A 15691-nucleotide genomic window follows, 5' to 3' on the forward strand; every position below is an offset into this window, starting at 1 on the left:
CCCGTAGAGCCGGGCTCTGCCCGGCTGACGGGGTGCATGCGAAATGCAGCGGGGCAGAGCCCCGCTCTACGAATTCTGGTGCAGCGGGGCAGAGCCCCGCTCTACGGGGACGTGTCAGCGCAGTGCGTGGCTGGGGACGTCGATTTCCATGGCCAGCGCCAGGTGGTCCGAAAAGGCGGCCGGGACTGCTTCGGCGCTGCGTTGCTGCAGGCCGGTGCTGAGCAGGATGTGGTCGATGGCCCGGTCCGGGCGCCAGCTCGGGAACGTCGGCACCGCGCAACCCGGCGGTTGCAGGTTGGTCTTCTGGTACAGCGCCTGCATTTCCGGACGGTCGGCCAGGCAGTTGAAATCGCCCATCAGCACCGCGTTGGGATGGTCGGTGAGCAGGTCGGCGATGAAGGCCAACTGCGACATCCGCGAGTTGGTCCCCAGCGACAGGTGCGCCACGGCAACCGCCAGGCCTTCGCTGCCTTCGCCGAACTTGGCCAGCAGCACGCCGCGCCCGCCGATGCGGCCGGGCAGGGCGTGGTCCTGTACTTCCACCGGTTCCAGTTTGCTCAGCAGGCCGTTGGCGCTGGACGCCACCCCGCCCATGCGGCGGTTGGGCTGGTGGCTCCAGTAATTGAAGCCGGCGCGCTCGGCCAGGTAGTGGGTCTGGTTGGTGAAGCCCGAGCGCAGGCTGCCCGGATCGGCCTCCTGCAGGCCAACGATGTCATGACCGCGCGCCAGCTGGGCAATGGCGTCCAGGCTGGTGCGCTTGCGCCCCGCCGGCAGCGCATGCGACCAGCTGCGGGTCACATAGTCGCTGTAGCGGCGGGTGCTGCTACCGGCCTGGATGTTGGCCGTCAGCAGGCGCAGGGTCCGCGTGGTGGGGGAATTCACGACGGTTGCAGGCTCGGTAGGAATCAGTTGCCCTTGGCGGCGCGTTCGCGGGCGATCAGGTGATCGGCGATGCGCAGCATGTCGGGGAAGCTCTTGCCCTTGACCAGGTACTTGCCGTTGACGATCACCGACGGCGTGCCGGTGATCTGGCTGCGCTGGGCGAACTGCTTGGCGGCGTTGGTCTTGGCATTCACCGCGAAGCTGCTCATGGTGCTGGCGAACTGCTTGGCGTCGGCACCGTGCTTGGCGTAGAAGGCGGCGATGTCTTCGACCGAATCACGGCCGCGCTCGCCCTTCAGGGTCTGCTCGGCGTGGATGGCCGAATACAGCGCTTCATGGGTCTTTTCCTGCAGGCCCATGCTCTGTGCCGCATAGAAAGCACGCGCGTAGTTGTCCCAGGTGCCACCGAACATGGCCGGCACGTAGACGAAGTTGACGTCGCTCGGCAGGCCGGCCTTCCACGGCCCGATCAGCGGCTGGAACGCGGCGCAGGCCGGGCACACGTAACCGAAGATCTCCGCCACTTCGATCTTGCCGGCGGCCGGCTGGAACGGCTGGCCGTTTTCAATCAGCACGTAATCGGTGCCTGCCACCGGCTCCGGGCCGGTCGGGCGCGAGGACGCCGCGGCCGGGGCCGGGGTGGTCGCGGCGGCAGCGGCGGTTTCGGCGGCGGCGGTGTCACCGCTGGCAGCCGGTGCCTCGGTGGCGGGCACTGCCGGTTCGGCGGCCGGGGTGCTGCTCGGGGTGGCCGGTTCGGTCGGAGCGGTGGTGTTGGCGGTGCCGTCCTGGGCCTTGCAGGCCGCCAGAATCGGCAGCAGGGCCAGCAGCGAAATCGCGAAACGGGTCTTCATCTAGGCATCTCCAGCGGATGAACATGGTGGGGCCGGCACCCGGGGTGCCGGCCAGAGGGGAATGATGGCATGCGCCAACGCGCGTCCGGCGTGGACGGTGTGTGACGGTTCAGCGAGCCTGCACTCAGCGCGTGCGTTCGCTGCGGGCCTTGGCGATGAGGGCATCGGCGTTGCGCAGCAGCGCTTCGAACGAGTCGCCCTTGACCAGGTAACGGCCATTGACGACCAGTGCCGGGGTGCCCGGCACCTTGGTGCGCTGGGCGAAGGCGCGGGCGGCCTTCAGCTTCTGCTCGACCGCATCGCCCTTGATGGTGGCCAGAAAGCGCTCTGGTGCCACACCGTAGTCTTTGTAGAACACGGCCAGTTCGTCCGGCGAGACGTTCTGCATGGGCAGGCTGTTCTTCTCATGCAGCGCCTCGAACATGGCCCGATGGCTGCGCTTGGCCACGCCCAGCTGGTCGGCGCTGAAGTAGGCGCGTGCGAACGAATCCCAGACACCGCCGAACGCGGCCGGCACGGGGGTGAAGCGCACATCCTTGGGCAGCTTGGCGGCCCAGGCTTCCAGCTGCGGCTCGAAGCGCGCGCAATGCGGGCAGGTGTAGCCGAACATTTCCACCACTTCGATCTTGCCGGCCAGCGGCGCATACGGGCCGGGCTGTTCGATCAGTTCGTAGTCGGTGCCTTCGACCAGGGCGACCGGCGCGGCCGCCAGCGTGGACAGGGGGCTCAGGGCCAGCAGCAACAACATCAGGCGGGGCATCAACGTCATCTACATCCATCTCCATCGGAAAAAACAACGCCGGCCCAGTGCCGGCGTGGCGGTGAACATAACCCGCCACGGGGGCGGGGCGGCCATTGTGCCGCCGAGCGGTCTTTACGGGGCCTTCGCCGGTTGCGCGGGCGTGGCCGAGGCCACATCGTCGGCCCGGTTGTGCAGGCCCTGCAGGTAGCTGCCCAGGGCCTGGATCTCCTGCTCGGTCAGCTGCTTTGCAATGGTGGCCATGATCTGGAAGTGTGCCTTGTCGGTTTCCTGGGTGGTGCCGGCCTGGTACTCCTGCAGCCGGCGCGCCACGTAGGCCGCATGCTGCCCGCCGATATGCGGGTAGGCCGGGCCCGGGTTGCCGGCACCGGTGGGACCGTGGCAGGCCATGCACGCCGGGATGCCGCGTTCGGCATCACCCCCGCGATACAGCTGCTGCCCGATCTCGTAGAACTTCTTGCCGGCGTACGGACCTTCGCCCACCAGGCCATCGTCGGCAAGCCCGGCGCTGGCCTTCTGCGTTGCGAAATACGCACCGATGTCGCGCATGTCCTGCGGGGTGAGGTCCTGCACGAACGGCACCATCGCCGCCGAGGCCCCGGAGGTGCGCTGGCCGTTGGCGATCAACGCCATCTGCTGGGCGGTATAGCGTTCGCTCTGCCCGGCGATGCTCGGATACATCTCCACGGTGGAGTTGCCGTCGGCCGAGTGGCAGGCCGCGCAGGCGGCTGCCTTGGTCTGGCCGGCCTTGGCATCCCCCCAGGTGGTCTTGCTGAAATCGACCTCCAGCGACGCGGTCTTGATCGGCCCGTTGTCAGGCAAGGGCGTGATCGAGGTCTGGGCGACCGCAACAGCGGCCAGCAGCGATACAGCAACAGCGGAAACGGCAAGAACGCGAGCGTGGCGCATGCGGAAGCTCCGTGTGGACCGGCCTGGCAGGTACAGGGTGCACCCGCGGGGATCGCCCGATTATCCATGCGCTTTCACGCCACGGTCAACGCAGGGTGCAGCAAAACCGGCCGCGGCAGCGCGGATCTGGCCCGGACATGCGATCCTATGCCCATGTCATTGCTCCTCGAACGTGCCCATTACCTGCTTTCGGCCCACAACACCCGGCAATTGCCGGAGGATGTCGGGGCCGAAGTTGCCTTTGCCGGGCGCTCCAACGCCGGCAAATCCAGCGCCCTCAACGCCCTGACCCGCCAGAACAGCCTGGCCCGGGTCTCCAAGACCCCCGGCCGCACCCAGCAGCTGGTGTTCTTCGAAGTCACCCCGGAGGCCAAGCTGGTCGACCTGCCCGGGTACGGGTACGCCAAGGTGCCGCTGGACCTGCAGGCCCACTGGCAGGCCTTCATCGACCAGTACTTCCGTACCCGCGAGGCGCTGCGTGGCCTGGTGGTGGTGATGGACATCCGTCACCCGCTGAAGGACTACGACCGCCAGATGCTGGCCTATGCGGTGCAGCGCGGCCTGCCCGCGCACGCGCTGCTGACCAAGGCCGACAAGCTGGGCCGTGGCCAGCAGGGCATTGCCCTGCAGAAGGTGCGCAAGGAACTGCAGTCCTCGTTCGGCGACACCGTCAGCGTGCAGACCTTCTCCGGTCCCGCCCGCCAGGGCGTGGACGAAGCCCGCGGCATCATCGGCGGCTGGCTGGGTCTGAACAAGCCGGCCCCCGAAACCGCGTAACACCGCGCGCGGCCCCGTAACCGTGGGCCGCACCCCGGTAACGGGTCGCGCATCCCGGTAGTGCCGGCCGCTGGCCGGCTCCCGATACATCCGGCCGAAAGAGGAGCCGGCCAGCGGCCGGCACTACCCGGTCAGCTCGCGGGCCCGCCAACGAACGCCGGTCAGCCGCGCGCCCACCCACGAATGCCGCGCAGCCCGCATCCCCGTACTACCGTGCGCGGCCCGTAACCGTGGGCCGGACCCGGTAACGGTGCGCGCATCCCGGTAACGGTGTGCGCATCCCGGTAACGGTGTGCGCATCCCGGTAACGGTGTGCGCATCCCGGTAGTGCCGGCCGCTGGCCGGCTCCCGATACATCCGGCCGAAAGAGGAGCCGGCCAGCGGCCGGCACTACCCGGTCAGCTCGCGGGCCCGCCAACGAACGCCGGTCAGCCGCGCGCCCACCCACGAATGCCGCGCAGCCCGCATCCCCGTACTACCGTGCGCGGCCCCGTAACCGTGGGCCGGACCCGGTAACGGTGCGCGCATCCCGGTAACGGTGTGCGCATCCCGGTAACGGTGTGCGCATCCCGGTAACGGTGTGCGCATCCCGGTAGTGCCGGCCGCTGGCCGGCTCCCGATACATCCGGCCGAAAGAGGAGCCGGCCAGCGGCCGGCACTACCCGGTCAGCTTGCGGCCCGCCAACGAACGCCGGTCAGCCGCGCGCCCGCTCACGAATGCCGCGCAGCCCGCATCCCCGTACTACCGCGCGCGGCCCCGTAACCGTGGGCCGCGCCCCCCGGTAACGGGGCGCGCATCCCGGTAGTGCCGGCCGCTGGCCGGCTCCCGATAACGGGTCGCGCATCCCGGTAGTGCCGGCCGCTGGCCGGCTCCCGATACATCCGGCCGAAAGAGGAGCCGGCCGAAAGAGGAACCGGCCAGCGGCCGGCACTACCCGGTCAGCTTGCGGGCCCACCAACGAACGCCGGTCAGCCGCGCGCCCACCAACGAACGCCGCGCAGCCCGCATCCCCGGGTCAGCGCCCCGGCAACGGCGCGAACTCGCCCGGCACCCACGCAAACGCCTCACCCTCGCGCCGCACGTGGCCCAACCCCGGGAACGGCAGGTGCGCACCGGCCACCCACCAGCCCCCGTCCGCCGCCTGCGCCATCATCGCGCGACGGCTGGCGACGGCGGCCGTGCGGTCGCTGTCGGCCTCGTAGGCCGCCTGGGGCTGGGCGAACTGCACCGCGTGGAAATGCACGATGTCGCCCCACACCAGCACCGCCTGGCCCTTGCCGGCGTCCAGCTTCCAGGACACATGGCCCGGCGTATGCCCGTGGCTGTCCAGCGCCGCCACCCCAACCGGCAAGGTTTGCCCGGGGCTGAAACGGCGCAGTTTGCCCGCCGCCTCATAGGGGGCCACCGCCTTGCGCGCCAGCGCAAAGGCAAAGCGCACGCCCTGCGGTGCGGTGGCTTCGCTGGCCGGGTCCAGCCAATAGGCCGCGTCGGCGGCCGACAACCACACCGTGGCATTGGGGTAGGCCATCGTGTCCTGCGCATCCAGCAGCCCGCACAGGTGGTCCGGGTGGGCATGGGTGAGCAGCACGTCGTCCACCTCGGCCGGGTCGTAACCGGCCGCGCGCAGGTTGCCCAGGACCTGGCCCAGGCCGGGCCCGAAGCAGGCGGCCGTGCCGGTATCCACCAGCGTCAGGTGATTGCCCCGCTGAACCAGATAGGCGTTGACCGCGGTCTGCAGGCCCTTGCCGTCTTCGGGCACGTAACGGTGGTCCAGCAGGCGGGTCACCGCGCCGGCATCGATCCCGGTCAGTTCCTGTCGGCCCAGTGCCACGGTGCCGTCGAACAGTGCGGTGACCTGCAGCGTGCCGATCTGCTGGTGGTAGACGCCGGGCACCTGCGCCGAGGGCGTGTGCGCGGTGGTGGCCAGCGCCGGGCCGGTGGCGACGGCCAGCAACAGGGCAGCAGCACGTAAGCGGATGCGGGGAAGGGACATGGCAGAGGCTCTACACAAGGCGGCGGTGCCGCGGTGCCCCCATGCTGCACGCGGGCGATGCCGCGTACCGCTCAGAATGCGCCGTGATCCGCTCGCCGTTTCAGCTGTTGCCGATTGCTGCCGGTTCCAGTCCGTAGCGCGCGGCGAAGCGCTTGTTGAAGCTGCCCAGCGAGCGGTAGCCCACGCGCGCGGCCACGGTCTTCAGTGGCAGCCGGGTGGTGTACAGCAGGTTCATCGCGTGCGCCAGGCGTGCATCGGCGATCAGCTCGCGCACGCTGGCCTGCTCGTTGGCCAACCGCCGCCGCAGCGTCGCACCGCTCAGGCCCAGCTGCGCTTCGAAGTCGCGCGATTGCCAGTCGCGTTCGGGCTGGGCGGCGATCAGGTCGCGGATGCGTTCGCCCAGGCTGGGCTCGGGCGGCACCAGCAGGCTGCCGTGGCCGCGCCGGCAGAATGCCAGCACCAGCGCCGCCAGCGCGAGCCGGGCCTCGGTGTAGCGCGCGTGTTCCAGCGCATGGCGCCATTGCCGCAGCGTGTCGCCGTGGTCGTCCAGCGACAACCGCGCCAGCGCGTCACCGGCCTCGGGCAGGGGTTCGTTCCAGAGCACGCGCGCGGCGGCCAGCGCTTCGCTGCACAGGGGCACGATCGCACTGAGGTACACGCCGCTGTGCGGATCGGGAATGTTGACCACGTCGATGCGGCAGCGGCGGGTGATCAGGAACAGGTCGCCGGGCACGAACGTGAGCGACTGCGTGCCGCAGGCCACTTGCTTGCGCCCCTGCAGCAGGATCGCGAACTGCGGCTGCGGGATGTCCACCGAGGAGGCGCCGTGCTCGCGACGCGCGGTGACGCAGGCATAGCCGTCGGCGCGCGCGCAGGTGGCCAGGCTGGCCATGTCGTCCAGCAGCGAGGCGGGGTGCAGGAGGGCGTTCATTACCGCGCAGTATCGAACAACTGGCCAATCAGTGCCGCTGCCGCCATCGCCAGCGCGCCCCAGAACATCACCCGCACCGCGCCGCGCAGGGGCGGTGCGCCACCGGCACGCGCGGCCATCGCGCCGGTCAGGCCCAGCCCGACCAGGGTGGCGGCGGTGGTGACCTGTGCAACGTAGGCATGCGGGGCCAGCAGTGCGGTCAGCACCGGCAGCGCCGCGCCGCAGATGAAGGCACCGGCCGAGGCCATCGCGGCCTGCAGCGGGCGGGCGCGCAGTTCGTCGGTGATGCCCAGCTCGTCGCGGGCATGTGCGGCCAGGGCATCGTGGGCGGTCAATTGCACCGCCACCTGCTGGGCCAGTTCAGGGGTCAGGCCGCGATGCCGGTAGATGGCCGCCAGTTCTTCCAGCTCGCTGTGCGGGTCTTCGCGCAGCTCGCGTTTCTCCACCGCCAGGTCGGCATGCTCGGTATCGACCTGCGACTGCACCGACACGTACTCGCCGGCCGCCATCGACATGGCCCCGGCCACGGTGCCGGCGATGCCGGTGGCCAGGATCGTGGTGGCACTGGCCCCGCTGGCCGCAATGCCGACCAGCAGCCCGGCCACCGAGACGATGCCGTCATTGGCGCCCAGCACGGCGGCCCGCAGCCAGCCCACGCGGTCGGAGCGATGTACTTCCGGATGTCTGGATCGGCTCATGGGGGCAGTGTAGGGCGCGCCCGCCGCGCGGGGCGAAATGCGTCGCAACGGCGCTGCGGCCCGGTCAAGCCCTTTTTTATAGGATGCTGAAAACCGTCACGGTGACACGACGGTGGGGGACGCCACGATATAGTGCGCCCTTGCGATGCGGGGGCTGGAACCCCACATCCCCGCCCTGACCAGAATACTGCGAGCCTCCCCTTGTCGAGCCCCAGCCACGTCGCCGAGACGCCGATCACCGACCGAAATGAACTGGTCGCCACGTTGGCCTCCGGCGAAAAGCCCCAGGCGCAGTGGCGCATCGGCACCGAGCACGAGAAGTTCGGCTTCCGCCTGGACGACCTGCGCCCGCCCACCTTCGACGGCGACCGCGGCATCGAAGCCCTGCTCAACGGCCTGACCCGCTTCGGCTGGGATCCGGTGCAGGAAGAGGGCCGCACCATCGCGCTGCTGCGCGACAACGCCTCGGTGACGCTGGAGCCGGCCGGCCAGCTGGAACTGTCCGGCGCGGCGGTGGAGACCATCCACCAGACCTGCGTGGAAACCGGCACCCACCTCAATGAAGTGGCGCAGGTGGCCGGCGAACTGCAGCTGGGCTTCCTGGGCATGGGCTTCCAGCCCAAGTGGACCCGCGACGCGATGCCGTGGATGCCCAAGGGGCGCTACAAGATCATGCGCGAGTACATGCCCAAGGTCGGCACGCTGGGCCTGGACATGATGACCCGCACCTGCACGGTGCAGGTCAACCTGGACTACGCCACCGAAGCGGACATGGTCAAGAAGTTCCGCGTGTCGCTGGCGCTGCAGCCGATCGCCACCGCGCTGTTCGCCGATTCGCCCTTCACCGAAGGCGCGCCGAACGGCTACCAGAGCTACCGCTCGCACATCTGGACCGACACCGACAACGACCGCACCGGCATGCTCGACTTCGTGTTCGAGGACGGCTTCGGCTATGAGCGGTACGTCGACTACCTGCTCGACGTGCCGATGTACTTCTCTTACCGCGATGGCAAGTACCACGATGCCAGCGGCCAAAGCTTCCGCGATTTCATGGTCGGCAAGCTGCCGGTGCTGCCGGGCCAGTTGCCCACGCTGCGCGACTGGTCGGACCACATGACCACCGCCTTCCCCGAAGTGCGCTTGAAGAAGTACCTGGAAATGCGCGGTGCCGATGCCGGCCCGTGGAGCCGCCTGTGTGCATTGCCGGCGTTCTGGGTGGGCCTGCTGTACGACGATGCCGCACTGGATGCGGCCTGGGACCTGGTGCGTGATTTCAGCCTGGTCGAGCGCAATGTCCTGCGCGATGGCGTGCCGCGGCATGGGCTGAAGCTGCCGTTCCGCAACGGCACCGTTCTGGACCTCTCGCGCGAAGCGTTGAAGATCGCCGTGGCGGGCCTCAAGCGCCGTGCGGCGCGCAACGCCGATGGCCAGGACGAAAGCAAGTTCCTGGAGGTGCTGCAGGAGATCGTCGATTCCGGGCTGACCCCGGCCGATCGCAAGCTGGCGCTGTTCCATGGCGAGTGGGGCGGCAACATCGATCCGGTGTTCAAGGAATTCGCGTACTGAGTGGGCGAAAGCGGTAGTCGGTGGGTCGGGCACTGGGCGCCCATGCCCTTTCCGGCGACGCCTCCGGCGTCGGCCCGCGGCGGCCCCCTCCTCCTTTATTTCGCCTCCAAGGGCATGGGCGCCCAGCGCCCGACCCACCGACAGCGCCAGAAAAAACTGGCTTCCCCTCCTTACCGCAAGCCGAGCCCCGTAGCAGCCGGTAGGCTCCTGGGCAAAATAAAGGAGGAGGCCGCCCGCGGCCGGGGGACATTTGCGCCAGGGGTCTACCGGCTGCTACGGGGCCCTCACGCTCGCGACAGACCCGGGCGAATACACAACAGGATCCATGCGGCGCCTGGACTGCCCGACCACACGCGTACAGCTGAAAAAAACCCCGGCATTACCGGGGTTTTTTCATGCCGGTGCGGAAGGATCAGGCCGCTTTTTCCAGCGTGGCCATGTCGATCACGAAGCGGTAGCGCACGTCATTCTTCGCCATGCGTTCCCAGGCTTCGTTGACGGTCTTGATGTCGATCACTTCCACATCGCTGACGATGTTGTGCTCGGCACAGAAGTCCATCATTTCCTGCGTTTCGGCCATGCCGCCAATCGCCGAACCGGTGATGTGCTTGCGGCCGAAGATCACGCTGACGCCGGTCGGCGGCGGATCCAGCTCGGTCAGCACGCCGACCAGGCACATGGTGGCATCACGCTTGAGCAACGCCATGTACGGGTTGGTGTCGTGACCCACCGGGATCGTGTTGAGCAGGAAATCGAAGCTGCCGGCATGCGCCTTCATCTGCGCCGGATCACGCGAGACCAGCACTTCATCGGCGCCCAGGCGCTTGGCATCGGTGCCCTTTTCGGGAGTGGTGGTGATCATCACCACCGTGGCGCCCATCGCCTTGGCGAACTTCACGCCCATGTGGCCCAGGCCGCCCAGGCCGATCACGCCGACCTTCTGGCCGGGGCCGACCTTCCAATGGCGCAGCGGCGAATAGGTGGTGATGCCGGCGCACAGCAGCGGTGCAGCGGCCTTCAGGTCCAGCTTTTCGGACACCTTCACCACGAAGCGCTGCTCGACCACGATGTGGTCGGAGTAACCGCCGAAGGTCGGCTGGCCGCCATCACGCTCGGTGCTGTTGTAGGTGTAGGTGGCACCCTTCTCGCAGTACTGCTCCAGATCTTCATCGCAGGCCGCGCAGTGGCGGCACGAATCGACCATGCAGCCGACGCCGGCGAAGTCGCCAACCTTGAAGCGGGTGACATTGGCACCGACCTCGGTCACGCGGCCGATGATCTCGTGGCCGGGCACCATCGGGAACATCGCGCCGCCCCAATCGTCGCGGGCCTGGTGCAGATCGGAGTGGCAGATGCCGCTGAAGAGAATCTCGATGCGGACGTCATCGGGACCGGCCGGGCGACGTTCGAAGGAGAACGGCACCAGCGGGGCGGTCTGGTCGTGCACCGCATAACCATGGGCGAGGGACATGGGGAATCCTTGGCAGGTTTGTAGAAAGGCGCTTTACAATACGCCCCGATCCCGTGCACAAACAGTCAGGATATCGGCATGATTCATCAAGTAAAACGGGATAATCATGGCCACTGACAATCTGACCCATCTGGCCGCCTTCGCCGCCGTGGCCCGCCACCGCAGCTTCCGCAAGGCGGGCGCCGAGCTGGCCCTGTCCACCTCGGCGGTGAGCTATGCGATCCGCGCGCTGGAAGAACGGCTGGGGGTGGGCCTGTTCCATCGCACCACCCGCAGCGTGGCCCTCACCGAGGCCGGCCAGCGCCTGCTCGAACGGCTGCAGCCGGCCCTGGATCAGGTGCATGACGCGCTGGAGGAAATGAATCACTTCCGCGCCGCCCCGGCCGGCCTGCTGCGTATCAACGCCACTCGCGCCGCCGTGCAGACCCAGCTCGGCCCGCGCCTGGCGCGGTTCCTGCAGGCCCACCCCGACGTGCGCATCGAACTGGCGCAGGACGATGGCCTGGTGGATATCGTCGCCAAGGGATTCGATGCCGGCGTGCGCCTGCACGAGTCGGTGCCCGAAGACATGGTGGCGGTGCCGTTGGGCCCGCCGTTGCGCGGCCTGATCGTGGGCGCGCCGTCCTACCTGCAGCGCCGCGGCATTCCAGCGCATCCGCACGAACTGGCGCAGCATGAGTGCGTGCGCTTCCGTTTCGCCAGCGGCCATCTGTACAAGTGGCAGTTCGAACGCGACGGCCAGGAGCTGGAGGTGGACGTACCCGGCCGGCTCACCCTGGGCGACCAGCACACCATCCTGCAGGCCGTGCTCGACGGCCTTGGCCTGGCCTACGTGCTGGAAGACTCCGCGCGCCCGTACCTGGACGATGGCCGCCTGGTGGCGGTGCTGGAAGACTGGAGTGAACCGTTCCCCGGCTTCGTGCTGTATTACCCGCGGCAACGGCAGATGTCGTCGGCGCTGCGCGCATTCGTGGACATGGTGCGCGACACCACCGCCTAGCCGCGCAGGCGCGTGCATTGAGCCACGCCTGCACGCCATGCTGGCGTCGCGGCGGGCAGGCCATGCGCGCGTCGAGCATGTCGGTGTGATGCGCGATGGCAGCTATGCGCTGCCGGTGGTCGCCGTGTCCGGGCAGTCGATTGCACGCCCTTCTTCGTCCAGCGTGGTCTATCGTTACACCGCGCGCTGAGCGCGCCTCTCTTCGGCTTCATGGATCCTGCATGCACACGCTTTCCGATATCGAACAGGCCACCGGCCAAGCCTTCCCGCCGCTCTACCGGCAGCTGGACGCCGAGGATCGGCTGGGCTTTGGTGGCCCGCACCCGGAGTGGTTCAAGGTCGTGTTTCCGGCGCTGCAGGCCGCACCGCCGGTGCTGCTGTATGCCTACGACTACGAGCCGATCGCGCGCGAGCGGCTGCACGAGGCGTGGTCGGACCTGACTGCCGCCGACCACTACAACCCGCTGCGGGCGGACATGCAGTTGCTGCCGTTTGCCGAAACCGGTGCCGGCGATGTGTACTGTTTCTGGACCAACGCACCCGGCTTTGCCGAACCGCCGGTGCTGCTGGTCTGGCACGACGACGACCGCGCCGACCTGCTGGCCGCGAACTACCAGGACTTCCTGTTCCGCAAGATGGTGGAGTCGGTGCTGGACCTGGAGGATTCGCTGCTGGACGACGGCGCGTTGGCCGACAACCTGCAGCGTTGGCTGGGCACGCACCGCGCGTGGCTGCGTGCCGACCAGGTGCAGGCACTGGAAACGTGGTTCGGGCAAACCGACGCCATCGCCGATGGCGCACTGCACGAAGACCAGGCCGATGCACTGATCCGCCAGGTGATCGGCTTCGCGCGCATCAACGAGCGCATTCCTTACGTGCAGGCATGACGGCGGCCATGCCCGGGCCTGCCGCACTCAGCGACGCGGACTTCCGCCAGCTGGCCGACCATCTGCTGGCGTTGGATGCCGGACGGATGCCGGCGCCGTTGCCGCCGCACCTGCGTGCGCACCCGGTGGCCACCTTGGCCGCCACCGGGCAACTCGATGCAGCGGTGGTGGCCCTCATGGGCGACGTACCCAACCCATGGCGGGGCCTGATGTTGCGATGACCCCGCGCGGGCGGACGGTAGAGCCACCCCATGGGTGGCTGCACGCAGCGCCGACGTCGAAAAGCCAGCCACGCATGTGAACTGACCCCACAAAGTTGGACAGTGGGATCTAGGTACCGAAGGCTTGGATCCGGAATTGAACCGGGCTCTGGCCATTCAGTTTGAGCTTGATGCGCTGGTGATTGTAGTACCGGATGTAGTGGTCCAGTCCGCGTTTGAGCTGGTCAATGCTGGTGAAGCGCTTGAGATGGAAGAATTCCGATTTCAGGGTGCCAAAGAAGCTCTCCATGGCGGCATTGTCCAGGCAATTGCCCTTGCGCGACATGCTCTGCGTGACGGCCTGTTTTTTCAGCAGGTGCTGATATGTCCGGTGCTGGTACTGCCAACCCTGATCTGAGTGAAGAAGTGGCTTTTCACCGGACTTCAGTCGCAAGAAGGCCTTGCCGAGCATGGCTGTGACCATATCCAGCAATGGGCGTGTGTTTGTCTGGTAGGCCACGATTTCGCCGTTGTACAAGTCCATGATCGGCGACAGATAGAGCTTTTTCCCGCCCACCCTGAACTCCGTGACGTCGGTAACCCACTTTTGATTAGGACGTGAAGCATGAAATTCGCGTTGAAGGGTGTTCGGGGCAACCGCGCCCACCGCGCCGCGGTATGAGGTGTACTTTTTCACCCGCACCACCGATTTGAGGCCCATCAACCCCATCAGACGTTGGACGACCTTGCGATTGATCAGCTCGCCGGCCTGGCGCAGTTCATCGGCAATGCGTCGGTAGCCATATAGGCCTTCATGGCGACGGTAGATTGCCTTGATGCGGCGCTTCAACCCGGCCTGATGGTCAGGCCGGGAGATGGCCTGAGTCTGGTAATAGAACGTGCTGCGAGATAGCGCTGCCGCTTTGAGCAAAAGCGACAGTCGGTGATGCTGCCTCAATCCTTGGACGGCTTGCGCTGTAATGCGCGCTTGGCCGCCTGCTCTTCCTGGATCAAGGCATCGAGTTTTTTTAGGAAGGCATTCTCCGCGCGCAGATACTCCACCTCCTTGAGCAGCTGATCGTGCGTGAGATCCTTGGCAGGCTGGGAGGTCGCGGGCTTTTTTCTCATTCGGAATCGATCACGAGTGGGCGTCAGTGCGCCGATACCACCCGAATCATACTGCCGCTGCCAACGGGGGATGACGCCGGGTCCAGCAATCCCGAAGATTGCCATGGCCTGACGTACCGAAAGGCCATCACGGCTCATCCGCGCCAGAACCGACACCTTGAACTGGTCGGTGTAGCGCCCAGCATCGATCAGGAAGCTGTCCTGTCCATGGTGGCGGTAAGCAGCGATCCACCGATGGACCATTGATGGATCCAGCCCATGCCGCGCGGCTACAGCCCTCACCGGGAGGGTGCCTGCGGCACCCTCCCGGGCGACTTTGAGTTTGAAACACCTGTCGTACTTCGTCATGAACACCCCGGCTATTGAATGGGTGTCCAACTTCCGGGGGTCAGTTCAATGGCGTGGCTCTACCGCCGGCGGGGCACAGGTAGAGCCACCCCGCGGGTGGCTGCACGCACCCACGGAATCACCACGCCCGCGCCGGCCCCATGATCAGCCGGCAACCGGGTAATCGGTATACCCCTCCGCACCACCGCCGTAATACGTGCCCCGATCCGGCACCGCCAGCGCGACGTCGCGCTCCAGCCGCGCCACCAGGTCCGGGTTGGCGATGAACGGCTGGCCGAACGCCGCCAGATCGATGATGCCCTCGTCCACCAGTCGCAGCGCGCGCTCGCGGGTGAGGCTGCCCGCCAGGATCAGGGTACCGCCGTAGCTCTGCTTGAACGTGCGCAGGAACGCCTCGCTCAGGACCGACACGCCCCGTGCATGGTTGTCGTTGAGGTGCACGTAGGCCAGGCCGCGCTTGCCCAGTTCCTGCGCCAGGTACAGATACGCCGCTTCGTTGCCAACGTACTCGGGCATGTCGAACTGCAGGTTGTTCGGTGCCAGCCGCACGCCCACGCGGTGCGCCCCGATCCGCGCGACCATCGCGTCGACGGTCTCCAGGATCAGGCGCGCGCGGTTCTGCAGCGTGCCGCCGTAGCCGTCGGTGCGGTCATTGGTGACCGGGTTGAGGAACTGTTCGAACAGGTAGCCGTTGGCCGCGTGCAGTTCGATGCCGTCGAAACCGGCGGCGATCGCGTTGTCGGCCGCGCGCGCGAAGTCGTCGACGATGCCGGGCAGCTCGTCGGTGCGCAGGGCACGCGGCGGGGTCGGATCGGCCTGCCCACGGCTGCCGTCCTCGCGGTACACGAAAGCGCTGCTCTTCGGGTCGCTGGCCACCGGGCGGGTGCCCGCGCTGACCGGCTGGCCGCCGTCGGGCTGCAGTGAGGCGTGGGACATGCGGCCGACGTGCCAGAGCTGGGCGAAGATGACGCCCCGTTCGGCATGCACGGCAGCGGTGACCGGCTTCCAGCCGTCCACCTGTTCGGCCGACCACATGCCCGGCACGTCGATGTAGCCCTGGCCCTGCGGCGACACCGGGGTGCCTTCGCTGATGATCAGCCCGGCACTGGCGCGCTGCCGGTAGTACTGCGCGGTGAGGGCGTTGGCCACGGTGCCGGGGTTGCGTGCGCGGGTCATCGGCGCCATCGCGATGCGGTTGCGCAGGGGGGTGCCGGCGAGGTCGTAGGGCTGGAAGAGCAGGGCGGTCATAAGGCGGAACTCGTGGGGAAGGGGGCGCCAGCGGCGCGACC

The 15691-nt window shown here is 67.8% G+C and carries 16 protein-coding genes; 6 read left to right on the top strand and 10 right to left on the bottom strand.

What is annotated here, in order from left to right:
- Positions 1-114: 114 nt before the first annotated feature.
- The 4 genes from DX03_RS03165 to DX03_RS03180 form a co-directional block, all read right to left on the bottom strand.
- Positions 115-852, bottom strand: coding sequence for an endonuclease/exonuclease/phosphatase family protein (locus tag DX03_RS03165; RefSeq protein WP_181406277.1), 738 nt, complete (start codon positions 850-852; stop codon positions 115-117).
- Positions 853-905: 53 nt separating this feature from the next.
- Positions 906-1733: a thiol:disulfide interchange protein DsbA/DsbL gene (locus tag DX03_RS03170; protein WP_038686265.1), complete on the bottom strand. Its 828-nt coding sequence runs from the start codon at positions 1731-1733 to the stop codon at positions 906-908.
- Between the two features lie 124 nt (positions 1734-1857).
- A complete protein-coding gene (locus DX03_RS03175) occupies positions 1858-2502 on the bottom strand; it encodes a thiol:disulfide interchange protein DsbA/DsbL (protein WP_038686266.1) in 645 nt (214 codons plus the stop codon).
- Between the two features lie 105 nt (positions 2503-2607).
- Positions 2608-3402 carry a c-type cytochrome gene (locus tag DX03_RS03180; protein ID WP_038686267.1) on the bottom strand — a complete coding sequence of 265 codons (795 nt, stop codon included), beginning with the start codon at positions 3400-3402 and terminating at the stop codon, positions 2608-2610.
- 153 nt (positions 3403-3555) lie between these two features.
- Between DX03_RS03180 and yihA the strand changes: the two genes are divergently transcribed.
- Positions 3556-4179, top strand: coding sequence for a ribosome biogenesis GTP-binding protein YihA/YsxC (gene yihA, locus DX03_RS03185; RefSeq protein WP_038686269.1), 624 nt, complete (start codon positions 3556-3558; stop codon positions 4177-4179).
- Between the two features lie 1016 nt (positions 4180-5195).
- On the opposite strand, the gene DX03_RS03190 is transcribed toward yihA, so the two are convergent.
- From DX03_RS03190 to DX03_RS03200, 3 genes are all read right to left on the bottom strand, one after another.
- On the bottom strand, positions 5196-6173 hold the full coding sequence (locus DX03_RS03190; protein ID WP_038686271.1) for an MBL fold metallo-hydrolase: 978 nt from the start codon (positions 6171-6173) through the stop codon (positions 5196-5198).
- Between the two features lie 100 nt (positions 6174-6273).
- Positions 6274-7104 (bottom strand): helix-turn-helix transcriptional regulator, encoded by an 831-nt coding sequence (locus DX03_RS03195; RefSeq protein WP_038686273.1) that lies wholly within the window; start codon positions 7102-7104, stop codon positions 6274-6276.
- Positions 7104-7802 (bottom strand): VIT1/CCC1 transporter family protein, encoded by a 699-nt coding sequence (locus DX03_RS03200; protein ID WP_038686275.1) that lies wholly within the window; start codon positions 7800-7802, stop codon positions 7104-7106. The genes DX03_RS03195 and DX03_RS03200 overlap by 1 nt, the downstream gene beginning before the upstream one ends.
- Before the next feature lie 201 nt (positions 7803-8003).
- Here DX03_RS03200 and DX03_RS03205 point away from each other — a divergent pair, with 201 nt between their 5' ends.
- A complete protein-coding gene (locus tag DX03_RS03205; protein WP_038686277.1) occupies positions 8004-9368 on the top strand; it encodes a glutamate--cysteine ligase in 1365 nt (454 codons plus the stop codon).
- Between the two features lie 412 nt (positions 9369-9780).
- On the opposite strand, the gene DX03_RS03210 is transcribed toward DX03_RS03205, so the two are convergent.
- Positions 9781-10839, bottom strand: coding sequence for an NAD(P)-dependent alcohol dehydrogenase (locus tag DX03_RS03210; RefSeq protein ID WP_038686279.1), 1059 nt, complete (start codon positions 10837-10839; stop codon positions 9781-9783).
- Between the two features lie 106 nt (positions 10840-10945).
- On the opposite strand from DX03_RS03210, the gene DX03_RS03215 reads away from it, so the two are divergent.
- The 4 genes from DX03_RS03215 to DX03_RS03225 are packed head-to-tail and all read left to right on the top strand — an operon-like array spanning position 10946 to position 12947.
- On the top strand, positions 10946-11839 hold the full coding sequence (locus DX03_RS03215; RefSeq protein ID WP_038686281.1) for a LysR family transcriptional regulator: 894 nt from the start codon (positions 10946-10948) through the stop codon (positions 11837-11839).
- 37 nt (positions 11840-11876) lie between these two features.
- Positions 11877-12029 (top strand): hypothetical protein, encoded by a 153-nt coding sequence (locus DX03_RS21055; RefSeq protein ID WP_185753453.1) that lies wholly within the window; start codon positions 11877-11879, stop codon positions 12027-12029.
- A 31-nt stretch (positions 12030-12060) separates the two neighbouring features.
- Entirely contained in the window at positions 12061-12726 is a 666-nt protein-coding gene (locus tag DX03_RS03220; RefSeq protein ID WP_038686282.1) for an SMI1/KNR4 family protein, read from the top strand.
- Between the two features lie 8 nt (positions 12727-12734).
- Positions 12735-12947, top strand: coding sequence for a hypothetical protein (locus tag DX03_RS03225; protein ID WP_185753454.1), 213 nt, complete (start codon positions 12735-12737; stop codon positions 12945-12947).
- Between the two features lie 109 nt (positions 12948-13056).
- On the opposite strand, the gene DX03_RS20540 is transcribed toward DX03_RS03225, so the two are convergent.
- Together DX03_RS20540 and DX03_RS03240 are read right to left on the bottom strand one after the other, a co-directional pair.
- Positions 13057-14402, bottom strand: a protein-coding gene (locus tag DX03_RS20540; protein WP_425598280.1) for an IS3 family transposase whose coding sequence is annotated in 2 segments (ribosomal slippage) — positions 13057-13949 and positions 13949-14402 — 1347 coding nt in all. Because the reading frame shifts where the segments join, the coding sequence is not laid out codon by codon here.
- A gap of 144 nt (positions 14403-14546) precedes the next feature.
- The gene (locus DX03_RS03240) at positions 14547-15650 is read right to left on the bottom strand and encodes an alkene reductase (protein WP_038686290.1); all 1104 of its coding nucleotides are present in this window, start codon (positions 15648-15650) and stop codon (positions 14547-14549) included.
- Between the last annotated feature and the right edge of the window lie 41 nt (positions 15651-15691).

It is taken from the genome of Stenotrophomonas rhizophila (assembly GCF_000661955.1).
Taxonomy (GTDB): domain Bacteria; phylum Pseudomonadota; class Gammaproteobacteria; order Xanthomonadales; family Xanthomonadaceae; genus Stenotrophomonas; species Stenotrophomonas rhizophila.